Here is a 22,671-nt window from a genome sequence, read left to right as displayed (position 1 = left end):
TATTAAAAACTCCTTTACATATTAAAATCTGTCAAGTAATCCCGAATTACTATCTTTTACCCCAAAAATATAGTTTAATGTGTACTTATCTAAAATGTTAAAATTTAATAGTAATAGTTTCTCGTACAATAAATTTAAAAACCAACGATTTGTAATAATATCTTTATCATACTTATACTCATCAGCTAATTTAATAGTATTTTTGTGTTCAGGACTAGCAAACCTTGATGTAGTTGCTTTTGAAAGTGTTGAAGGAGAAAAAAAGTCTATCTCTTTTTGTGAAATCATAAATTTTATTCTTTCACTAAACTGTTTTAAAATTTCACTTTCAGGATTGAAAATCAACTCTTTTTCATTTATTTCAGATAATTTTTCACTTAGTAATTTTTTAAATTTAATTTGATTTTCTAAATTCAAATTCGAAATATACGCCCACAAATGCGATAAATGGGAATTGTACATTTTAGAAGAATCATAATTTTTATATTCTAAATTAATAAAATCATAAACAATCTGTAGTTTATTTTTTTCAAAATATTTGTTAATAAAAATACTATCCAAAGCAATGGACATGTCTCTGTAAAGTAAATACTGCGACATGTTTTGAAAATTTTTCGGCAGCTTTTCTTCCGTTATACAAATTTTATTTTTATTACAAACACCGGTATAGTTGGGATCAGAAATTTTAGAAAATAATCTGTGATATTCATCTTCATCAAAGTCAGGCATATTGATATTTTCTTCTAAATTTTTTGCAACCATCTCTGCATCTTTTTTAGAACAGAAACCATTAAATGAAATATGATACCCATCTTTAATTCCTTTTTTTAAATAGAACATATCTTTAAATTGATCGTAAATTGATAAAATAACACCCTTTTCTTGCACAGATAAGCAGTTAAACTTTTGATAAAAGAATACACTATAAACTTTTTCCATATTACGCCTCCTCATATTTTGACTGTTTAAACATCCTGCTAATTATATACTTTGATAAATAATAAAACTCTCTTTCATCTATAATCCCTAGATTTCTATTTATCCTCATATGTATCAAGCTTAGAACCATATAATCAGATATCGGCTGAGGATATTCTATTTTTATTAAGGATAGATATTCAGATAACTCTTTATTAATATTATTTGGATAATGTATCTTATTATTAACTTGAAAATAAACGCGGCTATAACTATCTCTTTTTTTTGTATATTTTTTCCTAATTTTTTCGAGAATTTTCCCTCTAAAAAATTTCGTTCAAAAAAAATTAAAGCACTCTTCAAAATTGCCATAATTACCGAGTAATGTCGCTAATATTAAATAGATAGCATAATGTTCTATTGGTATATTCTTTCCAAAATTAGCTATAGCAAACTCGGAATCTAACTCAAAAATTTGTTCCGCCTTAGCAATTTCTCCTTTTTTACCATATCTATGATATTCTGGTACATATTCAGCTTTATAAAATGAATATATTTTCTTCTTTAGGAACAATGTATTAAAAAAATACCACAACCTGTGTTCCATTTCTAGCGACTCAGACAGAAATCTAAAGCGTATCGAAGCTTTTTCATCTTCAAAATAACGTACAAAGAAAAATCTTAAATTATTTATTTGGGCAAAATGACTAATCTCTAGCAACAATGTTTCAACTGAATAGTCTGAAAGTAATAAAATATATGTTATATAATCAGAAGTCCTCTCGCTATCAATTCTTTCTACTTCCAATATGTCCTCTTTGAAATCTTTAGCACCAATTGTATAAGGCGAAATGCGCTCTTCTAAGTATCCGCCATGACATAATTCAGGATATTCAACTAAGGTTATTGAGTTTTTTTCTTTAATTCTTGAGTAATAATTTTCAATCCAAGTTCCCTCGTAGTTGAAACAGGAAACTCATCTCCCTTTTCAAATATTGCCACATATTCTGGTATTTTATATTTTTTTATGAAATCACATAAATATTTTAAGATATTCTCATCTTCTTTAGCTTCACAAAATAGATTCCAACTTTCTTTAAAAATAACTACATCATCATGAACAATTCTAGGTATATATGGAAAGTATTCATATTTTTCTGTTAAAAAATGGATCGGAGGAGCTACTTTGGTATTAGTATATTTTTGAAGAAAGCGTGCAATATATGACTCATTAATAAAATCTAATTTTGCTAAACTTTGAAACACTGGTAATATTTTTTTACTATCACTGCAATTTCTGATATACAGACCATCCATATCCATAGCTATATAAAATTTTTTCAAGTCTCCAATGTTATCTACACATATCATATTATCAACTTTGTTAGCCATATAATTTATTCCAATATCTGGGACATAATTTAATAAGTAATCCATTATATAATAAGGTTTTACTAAATTCGAACCACGTGAAAGATATTTGTACTTTGCTGAATAACTTCCCGCTGGAAAAACAACAGAGGACGGGGGTAAATACACCATGTCCCCAAATTTTCTAACACGGACATCTACAGAAACTTTTATATTATCATTTTTTGTATCATAAACCATAGAAGTCAATTCATCTAAATGTATACTTCTATTCTCCACGATTGCATCACTAATAAACCTTGCAATTTTTTTATCAAAATCTAGTCTTCTCTTTTGAAGATTAGTATCATTCTGTACTAATTGATGTATTTTTTTCTCCTCAAATTTTGGATTAATAAATATTAAATCCAAAGGGACTTCATTGAACATTCCAAATTCTTCAATAAATATTTTTTCAAATATTTCAATAAACTGATAATCATATGTAAGAATTGTAAATGCCCTCAATTTTTCTAAAATTTCTTTAATTTTATTAGTATCATATATCTCATTTTTGTAAGTATTTTTATAATAGGAATCTATTACCAAAGGTTGATTTTTTTCTGATATTTCTAACATCTTTGAGGATAATGACTGAATTCTATTTATATTTATTTCCGAAAAGTCTTCAACTTTCATAAGATTATGAAGCTCAGAAATTACACCATGCAATTTATTTTTTATTTTATTAGGTGAAAATTCAGCTATTTCTGAAAGAAGAGCAATTTTTTCTGGAGATACGGAACTTATTGTAATAGCTGAGGTTATATACCGATATTTTATTAAACTGTCTAATAGCTGCTTGGTTAATTTCTCATGTTGTTCCACCAAATTTAGCACAAACATAAACAAATCAGAATAACTAACTTGGGTGCTTTCAAGCATCCATTGTAATACTTTACCTAAAGTAGATGACGCTGCAATTTTTACATTTTTTTGTTTAGCTTCCTCTTCACAATAGTAGTCAGACGAATAATAGAGTTCAGAAATACGGATGTGCTTTGAGAGAATAAAGGGCATTTTCGAACTACTATCTTGGAGCTTTTCAACTTTTTCTTTTAAATCCCTCAACCATTTTATTGACACTGAAATAGAAATAAAATCACTTTCTATTTCATTATCAGAAACTTTACTCAAACTTTGAAAAGTAGAAGATCGACTGGACATTCTAATTAAATATTTTGCCAAAGAGAACTTACTTCTTGATGAAAGTTCTCCTAAATTCACAAGTTCTCCCTTGCATTTATTAACTAATGAGGGACTAACTAATAGCAATTTATTTACTATTTCCTTGTACTCTTCTTGAATAAATATTTCATTCAAGTCAAATTCTTGTTCATATATTTCTTTTATTGTTTGAAAAGGTAAATCACTCTGTCTTATCATTATTCCTTCCTCTATACTTTAATGATCTTTTCTTGAGCTTCAAACTACAAAAAAGAAGCGCTACTACGTAGAACATGAATCCATTCGTAAAACGCTCCCTTTACTTTAAAAATATATAAAAAGTTAGATTTGAACAACTTGAGAACATGAATTATGGCCTTGCGAAGCTCCCATTTCATCCAAAACAGTAGAAGAATCAACTTCTAAAACTTCTAAACCAAAATCAGACAATTCGTTTGAATCAAATAATTCTTTATTCATGGCTTTACCTCCTTATCTATAGACTTAAACATGTTTACAAAAATGATTCACAAAACTCTCTCAAACCAATACTATTTCACGTAAGTATTAGCTGGGCCTGGGTCAATTCCTCCCATTGGTCTAGGCTTATTCATTCCACTGTTCCCAATCGGTAAAAGTAAACCTCCCAATAAAGATACGACAATAATCTTTTTCAAAAATTGCTTCATATAAATCTCCTTTATATTTTGTAAGCTTATTCTAACACTTAATAAACATTTTGTCAATATTTTATATAAACTTTTTTTATACTTTTTTTTTTTAACCCAATTTTGTATTCTTGAAAAGATTATCAAATATATAAAAAATAATTTTTCGCTTTAATTTTCATCATAACTGTATAACATTTTATAACAAAATTATAGATTAAATTGAATAAGACGAAGACTCTTCTCGTGATTGTAATCCTTGGACTAGAAATATTGTAACCGCCCAATAATAAAGTGTATTAAAAAGGCTTCAAAGTCTTGTCGACTCTGGAACCATTTTCTATTTACATACTCTCTTTAATTTTTTCCTCCCATGACTCTAAGCCTCTAGCATCTTCTTTTTTGCGAGCCTCTCCTCATTAGGTGAGTGTTCTAGAAGATAGGCCAAATATTTCTCTGCATCAAGTCAGTATCGCTTAGCTGTTTCTAAAAGACTCAAAATGAAAGCTGTCGACTTGTCTCCCCAAAAGCTTTGAGAGAATAACTACCTTCGCTTTTTCAATCCCAGCCTCAAGTTACTGCCGTAAGCCATCTGACTCCTGTTTATATTGATGAGACAGGGTTTGAGACATACTTTCATCGAGAATATGCTCGCTCTTTGAAAGGTCAGTTAATAAAAGGTCAGGTCTCTAGAAGAAGGTATCAGCGGCGAACTTTGGTTGCAGGTCTCATAAATGGTGAGCTTATAGCTCCGATGACATACCAAGATACTATGACGAGTGACTTTTTCGAAGCTTGGTTCAAAACATTCTTGCTACCAACTTTAGATCAAACCAGCTGTTATTATTATGGATAATGCACGGTTTCATAGGATGAATAAGCTAAGAGATTTATGCGAGGAGCAGGGACATAGACTTTTGCCCCTTCCTCCTTACTCACCTGAGTACAATCCCATTGAGAAAACATGGGTTCACATCAAAAAACACCTCAGAAAAGTATCACCATATTGCAATACTTTTCTCGAAGCACTTTTGTCATGTTCTTGTTTCAGTTAACTATACCTTATTATTACGTGGTTACGAAATATTTGTCTAAGCACACACTTTACAACTGTAAGGAAAAAAGACAAACCTAAGTTAAAAGAGCCACTAAAAGTTTGTCTACTCTTTAGAACTGCTCCATATGTGCTATAGTAGAATTTGCTCTTAAAAATTTTCTGCAATATAATGCTCTACTGTTAAAGCCATTTCTTTATTTTCATCTATATTTTTATATAAAAAATATGCCATCTCAAAATAGCTCCTCACCACAATTTTATCTGAAAAATTCTCGCTTAGATTGCCTAATAATAAAAATAAATCTGCTAATAGATAAGTAGTTCGATAATCCTGACAGAGTTTAATAGTAGCTGTTACTTGCTTTATAGCTGATTCAATATCATCTTGTAACCAAAAATAGCGACTTAGATTATAGCTGAATTTAACAGATAACTCCAACTCCTCTATCGTATTTAAGGTCAACACTTGCAGATGAAGATTCAGTTCTTCCTTAATAAAATCGAATTTAGATAAGTTATCTGTTTCAAAATAAAAGTTAAACAGTGTATTTGAAATTTGGAGATAGTTGGTATCTGTTTTATTTAAAGATGTCAGTACCTTTTCTAGTTTTTCGATCGCTGTCTCTTTTCTATCATAAACATAAAAATCAACCAAAGAGGCAATCCATTCTAAATATATTTTATCCGATAATGATAAGCGATGAGCTTTTTCTTTTTCCAATTCATAGATGTATTTCAAAGACTCGTAGTTTCTTTGAGACACAAAGTTCTTCGCTATTTTTTTAAAGTCAACCAGTTCAGTACTTTCATCAGAAATTTGTTCATCAAAAAAATAGTCCATACTTACATTTAATTTTTGAGCCAACTGATATAATAGCTCTGACCCTGGAGTATATTCCCCATTTTCTAACCTACTAATTTGCCCCTGTTTACAAATCCCTTCAGCCAATTCTTTCTGAGACAGTTTTAATTCTTTTCTTCGGCTCTTTATTCTAGAAGCTAGTAACATTACCATTTTTGTTTTCCTCGTACTAATTTATATCAAACTATTTTATCAATAATTCTTAAATAATTCAAATAATATATATTTTTGAATGCATTTTATATTATTCTATAAACCTCTCTACTTTCTCCTTTTTGATATCAATGGAATCGTTCACTATTCTAACAAACTTCTCCAACTTCTTGACCTGGTATTCGTAGTTATCTATACGATTATTCAACTCCTTCTGCCTTGTTCTAAGTTCACTTTCAACTGCTCTTAAAGTTGCACCTGCGGTCAAATTCATCTTAGCATAGTCATATCTGGCTAAGCGGCGATTTTCTGGGTCGCTATTATTTAGATTGATAAGAACTTCCGCTACTCTATTCAGATAGGTGATATGGTCCTGTAAGTTCGTGATAGCCAGGTCAAGCTGGGCAATATCTTTGATAATCTCATCCTTAACTTCTTGAAAAGATTTATTGTCTATGTTCAATTCAATAAGAAGATTAATCTCGTCAATTTTATGTTTGAGAGTTTCAAGTTTTAGTCGTCTCCGCTTAGGAATGGTCTTACTATCATTGGTTAGCTGTCGAATTAAGTCTCTCCCTCTCATATAGCGGTTAAGCATAGAATCTTCTTTATGATAGATAAAAAACTGAGCGGTCTCACGAATAAAGACGTGATAAGATTTACCTGCCTCTGTATCTTTAATATCCAAATGGCGGTTTGAGATAAAGACCAGGCCATCTTTTTTGACACCATAATTCACTCTGACGAAAAGTCCATCCTTTACCAACTTGTCAATTTGGTGGCCGGCTAAAACCACTTCAAACTCCTGTACCTGGTCTCGCTTCTCCTTGAACTCTTCATAGGCTTTCCACAATTTTTCATAAGGTAGTTTCCCTTCCTCAGCTTCACTACAATAATCCTCAAAGTCCGTGACAAGATTCTCTCGAATCAGTTCTGAAGTATTTTCTCTCTTTTCAAAGTGGTCTTCAAAGAATGCGACATCATATAAATGTTTGGTGCTGATTTTCTTATTTTCTAGAGAAATGGTTTGACCATTTTCAGTCAAATGAAAAGTCACATGCTTTTTCTTCAGGGAAATGACCAAATTTATCTGCTCTGCCATTTCCAAAAGATGAGATAAGCTCTGAGCTCTAGGTAGAAGAAAATCCAAACGTTTCTTAATCGCTCGTTTGGCAAATTCTTCTCGAAAGTATTCCTCCGTATAAGGGCGACGTTTGTCTAGTTGATTGCCTCGAATCACCTGCTTCATCTCCATGTCCGTCATCAGAAACCTGGCATACTTTCTAGAAAAGTCAATCTGTAGATTGAGGGCAGATGCTTTTTCTAAAATTTCATCAAAGGACTTGCTATTTTCCATCAAAAAATAAAGACGCTGCTTGAGCTCAAATTTACGATTACTCTTCCGATATGTCACAAACTTTTCATGAGAGTAACGATTATAAGTGATAATTTTGGCTCCCGCTTCTTTGGCAATACAGTCGGAAATCAGACGTAAGTTTCTCTCCTGAGCATAATCCCATTTGAGTTTCTTATCAGAGTTGAGGTCAATAGAATTGATGAGGATATGATTATGCAGATGGTTTTTATCTGTGTGGGTCGTCACAATAAAGCGAAAGTTGCCACCTGTTAGCTCCTTTATTGTCTCATAGCCAATACGGTTGATTTCCTCAGGTGTCAGATTATCATCCGGAGAAAAGGACTGAATCAGATGGTGGGCATGAATTTTAGTTTGCTTGATTTGTTGTCGATCATTTCTCGAATCATAAAGCCTGTCATTATTGACAAAATTAGCCTGATACATCTCAACCAACTCCTCATAGGTTGGAAAGTCCAAGTAATTGCTCATCCCAAAATCAGAAACCAATTTGAGTTGGTTTGTCTTTTCTGGATTGAGGATATACCTAATCAGACTTTTACGGTATTTATTGCTGTGCACCGCAAAGTGCTTAGTGACTACCATAAAACTCCCTCAATTGCTGACACTTAATATTAAAGTCTTTATCAAGTTCGATAATTAGTTGACCTATACCAGATCGAAGGTGGTCACGTTGCTCTACTGTCAAGAGTTTAGTCTGATTAACTGCTCGAGCAATTTGGTTGATATTGTTTCCAATTCGGCGCAACTCAAAAATCAAGTCCTGATAATTGCTGGTATCAATCGTCAAGAAGGTCATATTGGGATTAAGTAGAACCTTTCTGGCGTAGACGGAGAAATTCTGACACTCGCTATTGGCAATCCGATTATTCAAGGTTTCTAGCTCCTGATCAGTTAGAAATACTTTTTTGAGATTGGTACGATAGCGGTTTTCCATCATTGACCTCCCATATACTTATCTCGGAAGTCTGAACTGAGTGGAATCGTCTTTCCAACTTCTACCATCAGTTCCTGAACACAAGTCAATATGATGTGAAAATGTTCTGCTGTGACCTGTTGAGTGTGTTCGACCAAGGTAGTGACTTTCAAAATATCCCTGCTAATTTGTTCAATCTTCTGGGACTGCCAGAGGGCAAACCAGTCAGCCACCGACTGCCTCCTTTCGACTAAATTCATCAGCTTTTGACGGACAAAGGGCGAAAACTGATCAGCATGTTCTTGCTTCATCAGCTCCTGAATCTGCTTCAGTTCCCCTGGTGTCAGAGTGATCTCCTTGCGGATAATGCGGTAGTGGTCTGTCATTTGTGATACTCCTTCTCTACTTGCCTCTATCGGGTCAGCCCCGATACCGTATGAGATACGGGTGCTTCCTAAAAGCCTCAACGTTTCGCTTTTCGGCTTTTGCGAGCTCAGATATTGTGTCCACAATATCCCAAAAATCATATCGCTAGCTGACTAAAACTTTCTAGTTTTTACAGCTAACGATATGATAACTTGGTGGCTCCGCCCCCACCTCCCCCAGTGAAAATCAAGACTTGATTTTCTTAAGAATATTATAAGAATAATGAAGATTATTTGAAAACAGTATCACAAAAAGAAAAATTAGGAAAAATAATGGTGGATATTGACCCTGAATACGACGAAGCACATTCACTTAGTTAATGATATCCTTGACATTTGAATCAATATTAGTGTCTTTTCGAAGTACTTAATTTACGACGACCTTTGAAAAGGGTATCTCCTCCCAATAACAAAGTATAATCGAGCGGAGACTAATGTTTAGCTAAAAGTCGAAACATTGAAACTAGCTTTTCTGAGTCAAGTGTTATGTTTGATTGTTAACAATTCTTTGCTTAGAATTAGCTGAATTACAGTTCCAAATTATATAGATCCTACAAGCTTTTAACATAAACTATTCTTATTTTACCTAATAGTCCGAATTAACCAAAATAAATCCCTAAATTTACTGCCTATAACTATGATAACGACTAATACTAAATTTCCAAACAATCTTATAAACAAGTAAAAAGATAATATAGCCAGCAGAAATAGTCCCTAAATCTGCTAAGAGAGGTAACGATTTTGTTATTGACATCAGTGGGAAATATCCAATAAATGCATATGGAATGAACCATAATAATTTTGATAACCAGCCAGGATAAATACTATTTGGATAGCGAGTTGTTTCATCAAGTCTCCAAACAATAAAGTTAATGGAATACACATCTTTGATAAAAAATGTTAATGAGTTAACGAAGAGGTGGATTGCTGCGTAACATAAAATACTACCTATTAGTAAAAGGATGATTTTCAGTATAAACCAAGCAGATAACGTTTCAAATTCTGTAAGCAGTGCCATCCAAAATATTATCAGACCAATACAAAACTCGCCAATACTTTCAAAATCTATCTTTGAAAAAATGATGAGTAATAGGGTGTTTACTGGCCTAAGTAATAAGACATCAAATGTTCCTTCTCTGACATAATCTCCAATAAATAAGGTGTTGATGAAAATGAAATTCCATCCAGCTCTGGCCATTGTTACAAATCCAAACAAGAGTACTAACTCATTTGTAGACCATCCAGGAAAATTTGATAGATTATCTAAAAATACTTTTAAAACATAGATTGAGATAACAGTGTTCACGCTATAGCCTATTATTCCAATGACGGCATCTTCTCTATATTGGATATACCTCTTCCATTGAAGTTTCATAAAATGAATATACAAGTAAAAATATCTTGTCATCACTAACCTCCATAATAGTTCATCACTTTAAATAGCTTCTTCTGATACATAGAAATAAATAAAGCCAGAAGGAGAACCCAAAACATCTGTAAGCACAATTGTTGTAAAACATATTGGGCTGGTAATAAAGCCGATAAAATAGATGAAGGAACTGATAACATAGCATAGAAAGGAGTTAAAACAATAAGTTTTTGCAACATTTCTGGAAAAAAGCTAATAGGTAATACTGATCCACCAAAAAGCATCAACAAGGCATCGTAAAATTCTAAAACACCTAAAATCTGATTAAAACACCTAAAATCTGATTAAAACGGATAGATAAGAGCCCTAAGAGATAGCCAAATAAAAACGAAATCAATAGACCTAATAGAGCCGACATGATAAATGATAGCACCATTTCAGGAACAAGAGATATTCCTGTAACGAATGAATAAAAGACAAGAGCAAACGTCAAGGGAGTGACTACAAAAATCAAATCATAAACAAATGAACCTACTTGTCTAAAAAAATGCATCCCCATAAAACTATGGGGTCTTAAAAAATAGACTGCCGCATCACCTTTTTGAATCATCTCTGAAATAATGGAGGCGGTACGATGATCTGGAAAAAGAATGAACATCATCCTAGAAATTACTGCATATAGAACGAGTTGAGATGATGTGTTTTCAGTGACTACACTGGTCCAAACCGAAATCTGAATGGCTACAACCAAAAAGGCACCAAGAATTGTCAAAATAGTACTCACCCTATATGATTTTCGTCTCCTAAATTCTGCTATTGTATAAGCTAATACATTCACCTTGATGTCTCCTTATCCAATAATAATATATCCGCTAAACTTGCATCTGTAATATGATAATCTCTGATTTTTTGGTCTTTGACAAACTCTTGAAGTAAATCTAATTTCTCTTCTTCAATCAACATTTCAGTCATTGAAGCATTTTGCTGGATACTGACAGCAAACTCTCTTGCCTCATCTTGTGCAAGAAAACTAGGTATTATCACTTTTCTAAGTTTTCTCCCCTCCTTAAAATCAGAAATAGCCCCATGGTATTTCAATCTCTGCCCATCTATTAGATACATTTGGCGAGTTATTTTTTCAACATCATCAAGTTCATGCGAGGCAAGAAGAATAGTTGTACCCTCTGTTTGATTGATTTCTCTTAAAAAATGAACAATAATTCGTTTAGAAACAATATCAAGACCTACTGTTGGCTCATCTAGAAATACAATCTTTGGTTTATGTAGAAAACAAGCAATAAATTCGCCTCTCATTCTCTGACCGAAAGAAAGTTCTCTAATTGGACGACTACAAAAATCCCTTACTTCCATCAAATCTATTAAATAATCCAACCATTGATTATTTTTAGGATTATTACCATAGATACGGCAGAGCATTTCAAAGGATTCTAACAGACTCAAATCCCACCATAATTGTGTTTTTTGGCCGAAAACAACTCCAATCTCACGAACATTCTGTTTGCGACACAAGAAAGAATCCTGTCCAAAAAGATAAGCAGTGCCATTCGTTGGTCTAATTAACCCATTCATTATCTTGATGAGTGTCGATTTTCCTGCACCATTTAGTCCAATTAGACTGACACAATCTCCTTGGTTAAGTGTTAAAGATACATCCTTTAGGACGTATTTTTGAGTGCTCTCTCTTTTGAAAAAGCTTTTAAAAGCAGTTTTATCAACTTGATAAGCATGCGAAACACTTTCTAACCTCACGATTTCCATAAATAATCTCCTTCAAACTCAAAACGGAATATCTCAAATAAAATAAATAAAACATCCGACACTGAGAAAAACAATCCTTCTCTTTTAAAAAGTCTTAAAAATTCTAGTAAATTATAGCCGTTTGCAATATTAAGCTCATTACATGTCTCAAAAAGTGCAGCAATATCAAACGCAATATTTGTATAAGATAAATTTTCAAAATCTATAAAAAAAACTTTATTATCTCCAAAAATAATATTTCCTATATGAATATCTCCGTGAATAATACAATTATTACGAGATATTAAACCATAATCTTCTACAATTTTTCCATATATTCGATCCTTTTCTGGTATTAATGATAAATTATTATTGTTCACTTTTTTGATAAAATCACAATAACTTGAAGCTATTTTTTTGATGTCATTATTATTGTTATTATTAAATATGTAAGTTGTGAGAATATACGCATATTCTTCTTGGTCAACTCCTGAATTCACAGTTGTTTTTCCATAGCCAATTAATAATTCAGTAAATATATTTTTAAGGACTTCTAACTCATTTTTATATTGTATGAGTTTATTATTTACTTTGTAGATTTTTAATATGTAGTACTTATTTTGCGAACTTAGTAACAAAACTTTTTTTGAATTCTTATCAACTAATATATCATAGGATACATTAATAAAACAATTATATCTATCAATAATGTTTTTTAGAACTTCAATTTTCATAAGCCTTCCGACAATCTTTCAAACAATAATTCTTCAGTATTATGACTCTCCAGAAACTTATTAACAGTTGAGGTAACAAAAAATTTGATTGATAAATATCTCCCAATTCATTAAATAGATGCTCAATATTCCTCTCAGATGATATGAAACTATAAAATTCACCTAATCTGCCAATCAATTTCATTTTTGCCCAACAGTACGAAAATCGTTTATAGCTTGGATATTCTAACAAATCATATAATAAATTGTAAAATCTACTTGATAATTTCATATATTCGCCATCTTCAAACTCGATTATGTATCCTTCGAGTTGGGTCGTCAAACTATCTAAAGAGTCCAAGACATCATATATCGTAACATCAAATTGTTTTACTAACTTGATATTATATTTTTGGGATATCTCTTCTAAATTTTTTCTATTTAATTTTTTATCTTGATTTAAATCATAAGCAGCTAGCAAAACAACTTCCTCTTTTTTATAAGGCACTACAATTTTAGATAATTCACCAACATATTCACAAAAAAGAACAATTTCATTTTCTAGAATATAATTTCTCAACTCCTGATATTTTTCTCTTATTATGCTATCAACTCTTTCAGCAATTTCGCTCCTCAAGAACCTTCTAACAGTCCAACAAACTTCACCTTTATAATTATAAGAAAAGCATAAACAACCATCGATTTTTTCATAAATACCAACTATTTTATCTATATTTGGAATTAATTCATCAATTGCTTTAAATCTAAGAATAGATTTATTTAACATTTTATTATTTGCAGTATCAATTATTAGTCCTCTAACCGACTGAAGCAAATCTGACTCTCGTAATTCTTCAAATTTTATATTAGCATAATCAAATAAACAAATATCATCTAAAACATCTACTACCACTTTCCCTTGAAAAATAAAATTTCTACATAACTCGATAAACTCAGAATAATCTGTAACTTCTAATTCTCTAATTTCTTTATCCACTCTTGTACAATTCTCAATACTAACAGCTTACGATTAGTATCGATTTCTACTCCTTTCCCTCCATCATAACAATCTCCAAAAACTACAGCACCAAAACTATCAGCAAAATCTTCAAAGTGATTATAATGACCCAATTTTGTAGTGCCTTGGTAACTACCTTTACCTTTTGGAAAATAGTTCATATTATTGTCATATAATCCACCAGTTAAATATAAAAACTGATTTGAAATTTTGTACTCACTTAAAATATCTAATACATGTGCAATTTCATGACAAATTACATGTTGTAAGTTTAAATAAGAGTCAATAAAATAGTCATCGTTTCCATTAAATGCTGTAGGAAAAAGCTTGACAGTTATTTTACCAGAACTTACCTTAGTCACCGCAGAAATGCTATCAATTTTTTCCTCAGAATAAATGAACTCTACATTATTATTGTGAATTACTTTACAAATTGGTTCAAAAAATTTTTTATCTATTTCCTTCAACACAGCATCAACATATTTTTCTACACATTCGTTATCTAATACCATCTAAATACTCTACTAAATCTTCATAGTCAAATATATCACATAATTCATAAACTTGTGAAATTTTATCATTCAAACATCTTTTAGTCAATCGTTTTTATCTACTTTTTTTATTTTTAAAAAAAATTCGTATTTAATGTTATTTTTTTTGTATTTTCTGCACTTAAAATTTGATTGTTTTTGTATAACGAATGCAAAAATATTCGATAATAGCATTTTTAAATTCAATCAGTTATCCAATACTTATTTTTTAAGACTTTCAATATTAGCAAATAACTTTGTTAAACTCTTTTCTAACGTTTCAACTGTCACCAGTATCGCAAATTTATATTCTTCTTTTTAATTGCTCTCTCGCCTACCTTGTCTAAATCTCTCAATGTTTTTTTCCAATTGTTCCGTGTCAAGTTTATTTTTCGCTTCTTGGATCGACTTATCAAGACTTGGTTCTTCAATGTTTTTAACGGTTTTAGGTAATTCTTCACTCATACTAGGCTTATAATTTGTATCAAAAACCACATCTAGGAGTTGTTCTACTTTGGTTAGTTCACTATCTGACATCTCTGATAGTCTATGAATCAGTCGTTTAAATCGGTCTTGATTCTGTGTTTTCTTTTGAAAGAATTTCATTACCTTCACCTTCTCCTTAAATTGTAAAAAGATAGCCCGAATAGGACTACCTGACTTATAAATCATCAATAGCTACTGAAATAGCCTGTAACTTTTTATTTTGGATTTTCTTTTCATCAATCAATTGATGAAGTTCTTCAATTTGCTTTTGACAGGCTGAAATATCCTTGTTATTTTGTGTAATGGTATCTGCCAAGTGTTGTTTATAGTCACTTGTGATAGTTACCTTCTTCGGCTGACTTTGTTTAACTTTTAATTCGGGTGTCTGTACATCTTTAAATTCTGACTCCTTTTTTGCTGTTCAAAAGCAGCCACATAATCTACTTCTTCAATTGGTTTTTCATCCTGTTTATGGAAGAGTGCTGCGATTTTAGCTCGTTCTTCATGGGACGATGTTGGTTTCACATCATCTAGTGGCTGATCAAAATTCCATGTTTTACTCATTCTGTATCCTCATTTCTGTAATTTGGGTGTAGTGTGGTTTCTTTACCAAAGGCTTGCTCTAGTGCTTCATGAAATGACAACTGACTAGATTGTTGCCGTTTGATAAATGTACTGTACATAGCTGTTTGTAGTTGGTCACGATAGTGTTCCAATTTCTCTGTCTCACGTGAGACCTTTTCTTCTTGCCTAGCTACTTTTTCAGCCAGACGTTCAATCACACTCATAGGGTGTCCTCCTTGTCACTTTCTAGATTATGATAGCGAACTTGATTTTGTTATCACAATTCCAAAGCGTGCTCTCGTTTAGGTGGAGGATGATCTCTAATGACTTTTGTTTGGGCTGACTGGATAAGATCTCTTAAAGATAATTCCTTCTGTCGTTTCACAATATCATTCCAATCTAACTTTGTTTCAAGTCCCTGCAATGGTGGTAAATCTTGAACGATTGGAAGTCCTTTGTCTAACAATTTCTGACAAAATTCTCTTCCTGCCTCATCGTAATCAACAGCCAATGTTATTGCGTTTGAATGGGTTTGGAAAAAGTTTGTCGTCTCTTGTATTGCCTGAAGATAATGGCTAAGTCTGCTTGGTTTTACTGTATCTAGAAATGCCATTTTCCCCTGTTCCTCTGCTGCTAGACGCAAGACTTGGTAAGCAATCACTGAAAGTTTTAAGCCTTCCATTGAAATCAGGCGAACATCTGATAGCTGCTTGTGATGAAGCTGATAATAACTCATCATATCGATAACTGATTCACAAAAGACGAGTCGCTTGGGATTCCCAATATCGAAACTAATACCAACATGGCCATGTGAGCCTTTCATGATTTTTTTGAGATAGCCTCGATTATATTTTTCTTCATTTTTGACGAGACCTTGAAGGCTTGTGGCCTGTAAGACACCATTATGGTCATAGCTTTTAAACACTAAAACCGACTCCGCTTGATAAGTAGCTTGAGCAAGCAATCTTTGTCTACCAAAGGTATTGATAGTCTGATTACTTAGTCCACGGATGTCTTTCAAGTAAGTACGTGCTTGCTGAAAGGGTTCTTCATGCAAATAGTATTGAAATGGTTGTTCTATCAACTTAACTTGTTCAAAATCCCCAGTTTCAAGATAGGATACAGCCTCTTTGAAAGTAACACCTGCCACTAATTGAACAAAGTCAATCACATCCCCTTGTATATCTCTTGAAAACCATTTGAAAGTATTGGTATCGGCAAAAATCCGAAAGGAATCATGGTCTGGGTGTTCATAAATGTGTCCTGATAAACGTCTGAAGGAACAGCCCAGACTCTCAGCAACATCTAAAATGGCCTTTTGTTTTACTGCTTTAATTCGTGTCATCTTTCCTCCCTATCAAAAAAAGCAGAAGACTGTCTCCTGCTAGTTGTTCTCGCTTGTCGTAGTTCAGTCGGTCATTTTTTGCGGACAGTTCATACATGCTATCCTTTTCTGTTCTCTGCTCCTGCGTTTGCTCTCGTTTGATTTCTCCCTCCGTATCTTCTTGGCACAAGCAGGACAAAAGAGCCGATGATTCGTGAATTGTTCCACAATTTCATCGGCTCTGCGTCTTAAGCGTCTGGCTCTTTGATGACAGTTATCTTCAAGTTGTCAACTTTAATCAATCTTTCTTGTCTGCATTTTGGACAATAAAGGGGATAATTCTCCAAAACAGTGTCCTTCCTAATTTTATTACGGGTTTTGCTCCCACAAACAGGACACAATATCCATTCGCATTTCATCATAATTAGTCTCTAATCCTTTCAAATCTCATTTTATATGACTTTTGCAAGCTGTTAAGCTAACTTGTGGAACATATGCCGAACCTTATCTATACGGCTATTCGGGCGGCGGGGTTGGCAAATAAATTTACCAATAGCTGGCTGGTATCCTTTTAACTCTGTCAAGCAGACTCCCTGCCCATTTGTGAAATAAGTTAAATCGTTCCTGTATTCTTGAATACATCTGGCAGGGATTTCTCCTTTCAGAATGACCTCGTCATTCTTTACCTGAGTACTTACAATATCTGCACAATACCTTGGGGCATCATGATACGCCCGTGAGAGATATTCCTGCGGTGCATAAATTTCAAAGTGGAGATATGGCTCTAATAGTTCTGTCCCTGCTTTTTTTAAAGCCTGCTCCAATACGATAGGGGAAAGCAGCCGAAAGTCTGCGGGGGTACTTACAGGACTATAATACAATCCATATTCAAAACAGATTTTACAGTCTGTCACTTTCCATCCATACAGCCCCTGCTCGCAGCCATAAAGAACCCCCTCCATAACCGCATTTTGGAACGATTGGTTTAAATATCCAAGTGAAACTCTGCTTTCATACTGCACTCCGCTTCCAATAGGGAGCGGCTCTATGGACAACCCGACAGAAGCCCAGAAAGGATTTGGCGGGACTTCTATGTGGATGGTATATTCTGCTTTTCTAAGCGGTGTTTCCATATATATAACAGTAGGATCTTTTATTTCTGCCTCCACATGGTATTTTTCCTCAAGGATGGCACAAATGACTTCCATCTGCACATTCCCCAAAAAAGAAAGTATAATCTCATGCGTTGTAGTATCCACATAATATTTTAAAAGAGGGTCGCCATCTGAAATTTCTGTAAGTGCCCCAAGCAATATTTCCCGCTGTTCAGATTTCTTTACTGCAATCGTTGTTTGGAGCATAGGGAGAGGATTTTCAATAAATTTTCTCTGCGGCAACAGCATTTCGTTCCCCAAAATACTGTTTAGCTGCAAAACATCATTTGGTAAAATTACAATATCACCAGAGCAGGCTGTATCGGATGAATATAATTCACCGTTTGTCGGAACACACATCTCTGTGATTTTTATTTTCTCTTTTTCAGATATTTTAATAACATCCCTCAAATGCAATGTTCCGCTATATATACGCACATAAACAAAACGCCGCCTTTTCTCTGAATATTCAATCTTAAAAACCTGCCCGCATAGTTCAGATTGACCTTCAGGCGTTGATGAATAAAACTTACTGGCAATCACTTCTATAAGCTGCCGAATCCCCAGATTGTTTTTAGCACTTCCGTGATAAACGGGAAATAACGTTCCGTTTTGGAATCTCCTGTTTTCTTCCTGTTCCAGTTCTGACATTTTAAACGGTTTCCCTGACATATATTTCTCTAATAGTTCATCGTTTCCCATAATTACCGCATCCCACTGTTCCATATCGTCATTGTCCGTTACATTTATATGGGGATGCTGCCCAACCTTTTGCTTCACTATAATTTCCGAAGAAAGCTTTGCTTTCATTTCTTGATATACCATTGGCAAATCAATCCCCTCTTGGTCAATTTTATTGATGAAAAAAATTGTCGGAATCTTCATTGTCTGTAGTGCATGAAACAGTATACGGGTCTGTGCCTGTATGCCATCCTTTGCAGAAACTAATAATACTGCTCCGTCTAATACGGATAAAGAACGGTATACTTCCGCCAAAAAATCCATATGGCCTGGCGTATCTATAATGTTGACTTTTACATCCTCCCACTGAAAAGATGTCACTGCTGTCTGGATAGTGATTCCCCTTTGACGCTCCAAATTCATTGTATCTGTCCTTGTTGTGCCTTTATCTACGCTCCCTGGTTCTGCAATTGCACCACTGGTATACAATAAACTCTCCGTTAATGTTGTCTTTCCTGCGTCAACGTGAGCCAGAATGCCTAAGTTAATTATTTTCATGTGATTTTCCTCCTATCAACACCCAAAAAAGGGCATAAAAATACCCAGTGATAAATACTCCTATCACTGGGTAAATAACTCCAATAGCCCCAAAACACTTATATGTTTTCGGGCATATAAAATTACATGATAAAAGTATTCTTAAACTGGGTACAAAAAACTAAGCCCCATATTAAAAGTGAAACGGGACTGCTACTTTTTGTTCCCACTATCAAATTGACAGTTTATTTAAGAATACCTTGCCGCATATTTATTAACTCCTTGTATGAAATCAAACTTAATTATATTCCTTAATCATTTATTTGTCAAGCTGACGAAATACTAAAACTTTGCACTAAAACAGGAAAAGTGGCAAAATTTTCACTCTACCGTTAACCTGCTGCTTATACATAGATAATTTCTTTTCCTACAATCTCCCTCGCACAAGCCCTTATGTTATTGAGGCATCCTGTCCATTCTAGGGCATTTTCTTCCTTTAGCCGTTCCGTTATGCCCTGCGCCTGTTTCATGCCCTCTATAAGCCTTTCAAAGCGTTCCTGTGCCTGTCTGTCAATGTCGGCAAGGTAAGCGTTTAGCCTGCCGCTTGTAAGAAGATTGGTGTATGTAACTTTACGGTACTGTTTTAGATAATCTAAATGCCGTTGCCCCCAGATGCCTATTGCCTGTTCTTCTTCGGCGGGTACAGTTAAGCACGGTATCAAATAATCCCCTTGCCTTTCGTATTTGCCGCCCAGTTCCTCAAATAATGATTTTGCCATTGTCTGTTACCTCCACATTCTTTTTTATTTTGAATGTCCGCAAAATCCGTCCTACATCTGAGGGACGCCAAGGAACATCTAAGTGGTGGACAGCTTTCATGCGTGATTGTACGTTTAGACCAGTTCCACCTTTTTCCGTAGAAGCCATGAGAATCCGCACTTCACCACTATTGACCTTTCGTGACAGTGAGTTTTTCTTCTCATCAGTATTGGCATCATGGACAAAGGCAATTTGTTCCTTTGGAATACCTCGATCGACTAGCAAGTCCTTAAGTTCATTGTAGACATCAAAACCCTCTTCCTTACTTTTAGGGGTACCAATATCAGAGAAAATCATCTGTGTGGCTTTGTCTCCAGCTCCTTCACGGTAAATCCGCTCGACATTATCGACCACTTGAAGGATTTTCTGATTATCTGATAAATTATAAGCAGGGTCAATCAACCGCACATCAATGGCTAGTTTTCTGGCTTCACCTGTGTAGGGTAGGATACTAGCGAGGTAGTCATTGCGACCCCTTTTCCATTATCCCCCCACCGAACCGGACATGATACTTTCGCATCATCCGGCTCTCCAGTAATTTCATTTCATAAACGTGTATTTATTGAACCATTATGTATCGCATGGTGACAATCCCGACAGGTCACTAGCGTTTTTCGACGTCTTGCTGACATGACTTCTTTCCACTTTGGAACTAATTTCCCATTGTGTTTGTTCAAGTCTGCTAATTTTCTGATATGATGTACCTCTATGTTCTCCTCACTTCCACATAGCTCACACTTATTTGCGAGTAATCGCTTGATAAGCTCTGTTCGACCACCATAAACTTGATACGGAGCATCTTCTATTACAGTTTTCTTTTTATAAGAAAGTGAAATGCCACCCCACGTTGCAACTAGAGGAGGTTTATCTTCTCGAGGCACAACTACCTGTAAACACGGCACAGTTCGGCCATTCGTGCTAGTTGTGGTAGTCTTATATTTAGCTAACATTTTATTAATGGATGACTTATGTTTAAATGCTAATGTTTTAAGGAGTGATGTTTCCATATACCAATAGACTTTTGAGAACCATGACAAATTTTGTGCCAATATATAATATTGAACCAGCCCTCTATATTCTTGTTGGTAAGTTTGAACGATACTAAAGTCATCATCCTGCAATAAGTTATTACGATGAATAGCTTTACCATTTTTCATGTATTGGCGGCATTTGCTTTCAATAACTGATGCAGGTACAAATAATGCGATAACACCATTGGCACTCCGTCTCCCTTTGTTATCAATATAATCATTGACACGTTGTGCTTTTATCTCATATCCCAGAAATTTAGCTGATTCTCCAGTCGCATGGGTAATCAAAGTCTTTTCTTGAGAAAGTTCCAAAGATAACTTAGTATTTAAAAAGTCTCCAATTTGCTTCTTTATAGCCTTTGCCTCAGCTTTTGAACCTGTAAAGCCTAGAATAAAGTCATCCGCATACCGAACATATCTTAATCTCCGATAGCTGGTATCATAAGTATCAACTGAAGGGAGATTTCTTCTCTCAACAATTAACTGATGAGCTTTTTTATAATCTCCTTTATCCTGATAGCATTTAATTCTTCTACTCAAACGATTATAGGCTGAGTTTGCTTTCTGCTTTTTACCTCTTGTATATTGAGGTATCAGTTCTTCACCGACCCACTTATCAAATTGATGTAAATAGATATTAGCTAATAAAGGACTAATAACTCCACCTTGCGGTGTTCCACTAATAGTCTTGTGAAACTTCCAATCATCAAGATATCCTGCCTCAAGCATATTTTTGATAAGCCTAATAAACCGACCATCCTGAATTTGTCTAGACAACATAGTGATTAATACATCGTGGTCAATCGTGTCAAAATAACTAGAGATATCTCCTTCTATGAACCAACGTGTCCCTTTCCAAGTCTGAATTTCTTGTAAAGCTGTATGACACCCTCTTTTTGGTCTAAAACCATGAGAATGTTCACTAAATTGTGGCTCATAATAGGCTTCTAATATCATGCGAATCACTTCCTGAAGAAGTTTATCACTCCATACTGGTATTCCCAAAGGACGGTGTTTTCCATTCTTTTTAGGAATGTACTCTCTCCTAGCTGGTCTCCAGTAATAGGTTTCTCGTCTTAATTGTTCAATAATCCTATCTATTTTTTGAATAGACATACCATCAATCGTTTCCTCTGTAACACCCTTTGTCATTGCTCCGTTATTCGGGTATAACTTTGCATAGGCTATTAGATACAATTCACGATTAAATAGTAATTTATAAACCCTTTCAAGTGGTTTATCTTGTTTTCCACGTTCATGAATGACTGTTAAAATAGTTTTGGCTGTACGCATCTCACGCACCTAATCCTTTCTAACTAATCGAAATTACCTGTCACCCTTCGCCATGTACAAGGTTTTCCCTTGCTCAAACTACTACGGTGACTCCGTTACCATAAGGGTCTCCCCTCTTAGGCAATCCTGCTATTCGTTAAAAATGTACGTTCTAGTAACCCTTAGGTTCCTCACTCATTCCTTTATTCATACTTATCGTATGCTCTTTTACTGTAGAAAGTTATTCGTCCAAAATCACAACAACGAATATACAGTAACATCGGTCTCAGTTACTTTCCGATGGGCGATGCTTTGCACCTAGTCAGAATTGATGTTCAAGCAGTTTAGCCTTAACCATAGGTTACGGAACTTGCGGCACATCAAAGCGTTGTAACTCACTCCTTATCCGCTTTACTAACATGCTATTGTCCCCTTTGGGTTTCCCCGCTAGGTTAGTTAGTTGT

Annotated in this window: 23 protein-coding genes and 2 pseudogenes; 1 reads left to right on the top strand and 24 read right to left on the bottom strand. The window is 34.1% G+C overall.

Annotated features, from left to right (window positions below; translation table 11 throughout):
- Window positions 1-21: 21 nt before the first annotated feature.
- From AB1F57_RS07140 to AB1F57_RS07120, 5 genes are all read right to left on the bottom strand, one after another.
- Window positions 22-939, bottom strand: a complete 918-nt coding sequence (locus AB1F57_RS07140) for a hypothetical protein (RefSeq protein WP_174852825.1) — start codon at window positions 937-939, stop codon at window positions 22-24.
- A 316-nt stretch (window positions 940-1,255) separates the two neighbouring features.
- On the bottom strand, window positions 1,256-1,726 hold the full coding sequence (locus AB1F57_RS07135) for a thiopeptide-type bacteriocin biosynthesis protein (protein ID WP_367985539.1): 471 nt from the start codon (window positions 1,724-1,726) through the stop codon (window positions 1,256-1,258).
- A gap of 95 nt (window positions 1,727-1,821) precedes the next feature.
- Complete coding sequence (locus tag AB1F57_RS07130) at window positions 1,822-3,714, bottom strand: lantibiotic dehydratase (protein ID WP_367985538.1); 1,893 nt, start codon at window positions 3,712-3,714, stop codon at window positions 1,822-1,824.
- A 123-nt stretch (window positions 3,715-3,837) separates the two neighbouring features.
- A complete protein-coding gene (locus tag AB1F57_RS07125) occupies window positions 3,838-3,975 on the bottom strand; it encodes a thiopeptide-type bacteriocin (RefSeq protein WP_167785493.1) in 138 nt (45 codons plus the stop codon).
- 71 nt (window positions 3,976-4,046) lie between these two features.
- A complete protein-coding gene (locus tag AB1F57_RS07120) occupies window positions 4,047-4,184 on the bottom strand; it encodes a hypothetical protein (protein ID WP_174852826.1) in 138 nt (45 codons plus the stop codon).
- Between the two features lie 562 nt (window positions 4,185-4,746).
- Between AB1F57_RS07120 and AB1F57_RS07115 the strand changes: the two are divergent.
- Window positions 4,747-5,218, top strand: a pseudogene (locus AB1F57_RS07115) (transposase); the annotation flags it as partial.
- Between the two features lie 150 nt (window positions 5,219-5,368).
- Here the strand turns inward: AB1F57_RS07115 and AB1F57_RS07110 are convergent.
- From AB1F57_RS07110 to AB1F57_RS07020, 19 genes and pseudogenes are all read right to left on the bottom strand, one after another.
- Window positions 5,369-6,235 carry a helix-turn-helix transcriptional regulator gene (locus AB1F57_RS07110; protein WP_167785492.1) on the bottom strand — a complete coding sequence of 289 codons (867 nt, stop codon included), beginning with the start codon at window positions 6,233-6,235 and terminating at the stop codon, window positions 5,369-5,371.
- A gap of 91 nt (window positions 6,236-6,326) precedes the next feature.
- On the bottom strand, window positions 6,327-8,195 hold the full coding sequence (locus AB1F57_RS07105) for an SAG1250 family conjugative relaxase (RefSeq protein WP_167785491.1): 1,869 nt from the start codon (window positions 8,193-8,195) through the stop codon (window positions 6,327-6,329).
- Window positions 8,182-8,547, bottom strand: coding sequence for a MobC family plasmid mobilization relaxosome protein (locus AB1F57_RS07100; RefSeq protein ID WP_053864730.1), 366 nt, complete (start codon window positions 8,545-8,547; stop codon window positions 8,182-8,184). The genes AB1F57_RS07105 and AB1F57_RS07100 overlap by 14 nt, the downstream gene beginning before the upstream one ends.
- Window positions 8,547-8,912 (bottom strand): SAG1252 family conjugative relaxosome accessory protein, encoded by a 366-nt coding sequence (locus tag AB1F57_RS07095; protein ID WP_053864731.1) that lies wholly within the window; start codon window positions 8,910-8,912, stop codon window positions 8,547-8,549. Before AB1F57_RS07095 ends, AB1F57_RS07100 begins: the two co-directional genes overlap by 1 nt.
- A gap of 661 nt (window positions 8,913-9,573) precedes the next feature.
- The gene (locus AB1F57_RS07090; RefSeq protein WP_125183809.1) at window positions 9,574-10,359 is read right to left on the bottom strand and encodes an ABC transporter permease; all 786 of its coding nucleotides are present in this window, start codon (window positions 10,357-10,359) and stop codon (window positions 9,574-9,576) included.
- A gap of 274 nt (window positions 10,360-10,633) precedes the next feature.
- Window positions 10,634-11,158 (bottom strand): ABC-2 family transporter protein, encoded by a 525-nt coding sequence (locus AB1F57_RS07085; RefSeq protein WP_367985537.1) that lies wholly within the window; start codon window positions 11,156-11,158, stop codon window positions 10,634-10,636.
- Window positions 11,155-12,099 (bottom strand): ATP-binding cassette domain-containing protein, encoded by a 945-nt coding sequence (locus AB1F57_RS07080; RefSeq protein WP_174852827.1) that lies wholly within the window; start codon window positions 12,097-12,099, stop codon window positions 11,155-11,157. Before AB1F57_RS07080 ends, AB1F57_RS07085 begins: the two co-directional genes overlap by 4 nt.
- Complete coding sequence (locus AB1F57_RS07075; protein WP_167785488.1) at window positions 12,087-12,812, bottom strand: phosphotransferase; 726 nt, start codon at window positions 12,810-12,812, stop codon at window positions 12,087-12,089. Before AB1F57_RS07075 ends, AB1F57_RS07080 begins: the two co-directional genes overlap by 13 nt.
- Window positions 12,802-13,788, bottom strand: coding sequence for an RNA ligase (locus tag AB1F57_RS07070; protein ID WP_367985536.1), 987 nt, complete (start codon window positions 13,786-13,788; stop codon window positions 12,802-12,804). The genes AB1F57_RS07075 and AB1F57_RS07070 overlap by 11 nt, the downstream gene beginning before the upstream one ends.
- Entirely contained in the window at window positions 13,764-14,321 is a 558-nt protein-coding gene (locus AB1F57_RS07065; protein ID WP_167785486.1) for a hypothetical protein, read from the bottom strand. The genes AB1F57_RS07070 and AB1F57_RS07065 overlap by 25 nt, the downstream gene beginning before the upstream one ends.
- 336 nt (window positions 14,322-14,657) lie before the next feature.
- Window positions 14,658-14,945: a hypothetical protein gene (locus tag AB1F57_RS07060; RefSeq protein WP_174852829.1), complete on the bottom strand. Its 288-nt coding sequence runs from the start codon at window positions 14,943-14,945 to the stop codon at window positions 14,658-14,660.
- Window positions 14,946-15,000: 55 nt separating this feature from the next.
- A pseudogene (locus AB1F57_RS07055) lies at window positions 15,001-15,389 on the bottom strand (DUF5945 family protein).
- A complete protein-coding gene (locus tag AB1F57_RS07050) occupies window positions 15,386-15,613 on the bottom strand; it encodes a DUF5965 family protein (RefSeq protein ID WP_000110922.1) in 228 nt (75 codons plus the stop codon). The pseudogene AB1F57_RS07055 and the gene AB1F57_RS07050 overlap by 4 nt, the downstream one beginning before the upstream one ends.
- A 53-nt stretch (window positions 15,614-15,666) precedes the next feature.
- Window positions 15,667-16,734 carry a DNA primase gene (locus tag AB1F57_RS07045; protein WP_367985535.1) on the bottom strand — a complete coding sequence of 356 codons (1,068 nt, stop codon included), beginning with the start codon at window positions 16,732-16,734 and terminating at the stop codon, window positions 15,667-15,669.
- A 227-nt stretch (window positions 16,735-16,961) separates the two neighbouring features.
- Window positions 16,962-17,135 carry a cysteine-rich KTR domain-containing protein gene (locus tag AB1F57_RS07040; protein WP_002779755.1) on the bottom strand — a complete coding sequence of 58 codons (174 nt, stop codon included), beginning with the start codon at window positions 17,133-17,135 and terminating at the stop codon, window positions 16,962-16,964.
- 51 nt (window positions 17,136-17,186) lie between these two features.
- Entirely contained in the window at window positions 17,187-19,106 is a 1,920-nt protein-coding gene (gene tet(O) / locus AB1F57_RS07035) for a tetracycline resistance ribosomal protection protein Tet(O) (protein WP_367985534.1), read from the bottom strand.
- Window positions 19,107-19,489: 383 nt separating this feature from the next.
- On the bottom strand, window positions 19,490-19,864 hold the full coding sequence (locus AB1F57_RS07030) for a TnpV protein (protein WP_367985533.1): 375 nt from the start codon (window positions 19,862-19,864) through the stop codon (window positions 19,490-19,492).
- Window positions 19,845-20,312 (bottom strand): hypothetical protein, encoded by a 468-nt coding sequence (locus AB1F57_RS07025; RefSeq protein ID WP_044692639.1) that lies wholly within the window; start codon window positions 20,310-20,312, stop codon window positions 19,845-19,847. Before AB1F57_RS07025 ends, AB1F57_RS07030 begins: the two co-directional genes overlap by 20 nt.
- Before the next feature lie 137 nt (window positions 20,313-20,449).
- Window positions 20,450-22,228: a reverse transcriptase/maturase family protein gene (locus AB1F57_RS07020; RefSeq protein WP_001258309.1), complete on the bottom strand. Its 1,779-nt coding sequence runs from the start codon at window positions 22,226-22,228 to the stop codon at window positions 20,450-20,452.
- Window positions 22,229-22,671 lie beyond the last annotated feature (443 nt).

The organism is Streptococcus nasisuis (assembly GCF_040836615.1).
GTDB lineage: Bacteria > Bacillota > Bacilli > Lactobacillales > Streptococcaceae > Streptococcus > Streptococcus suis_V.
This window is presented reverse-complemented; position numbering and strand designations above follow the sequence as displayed.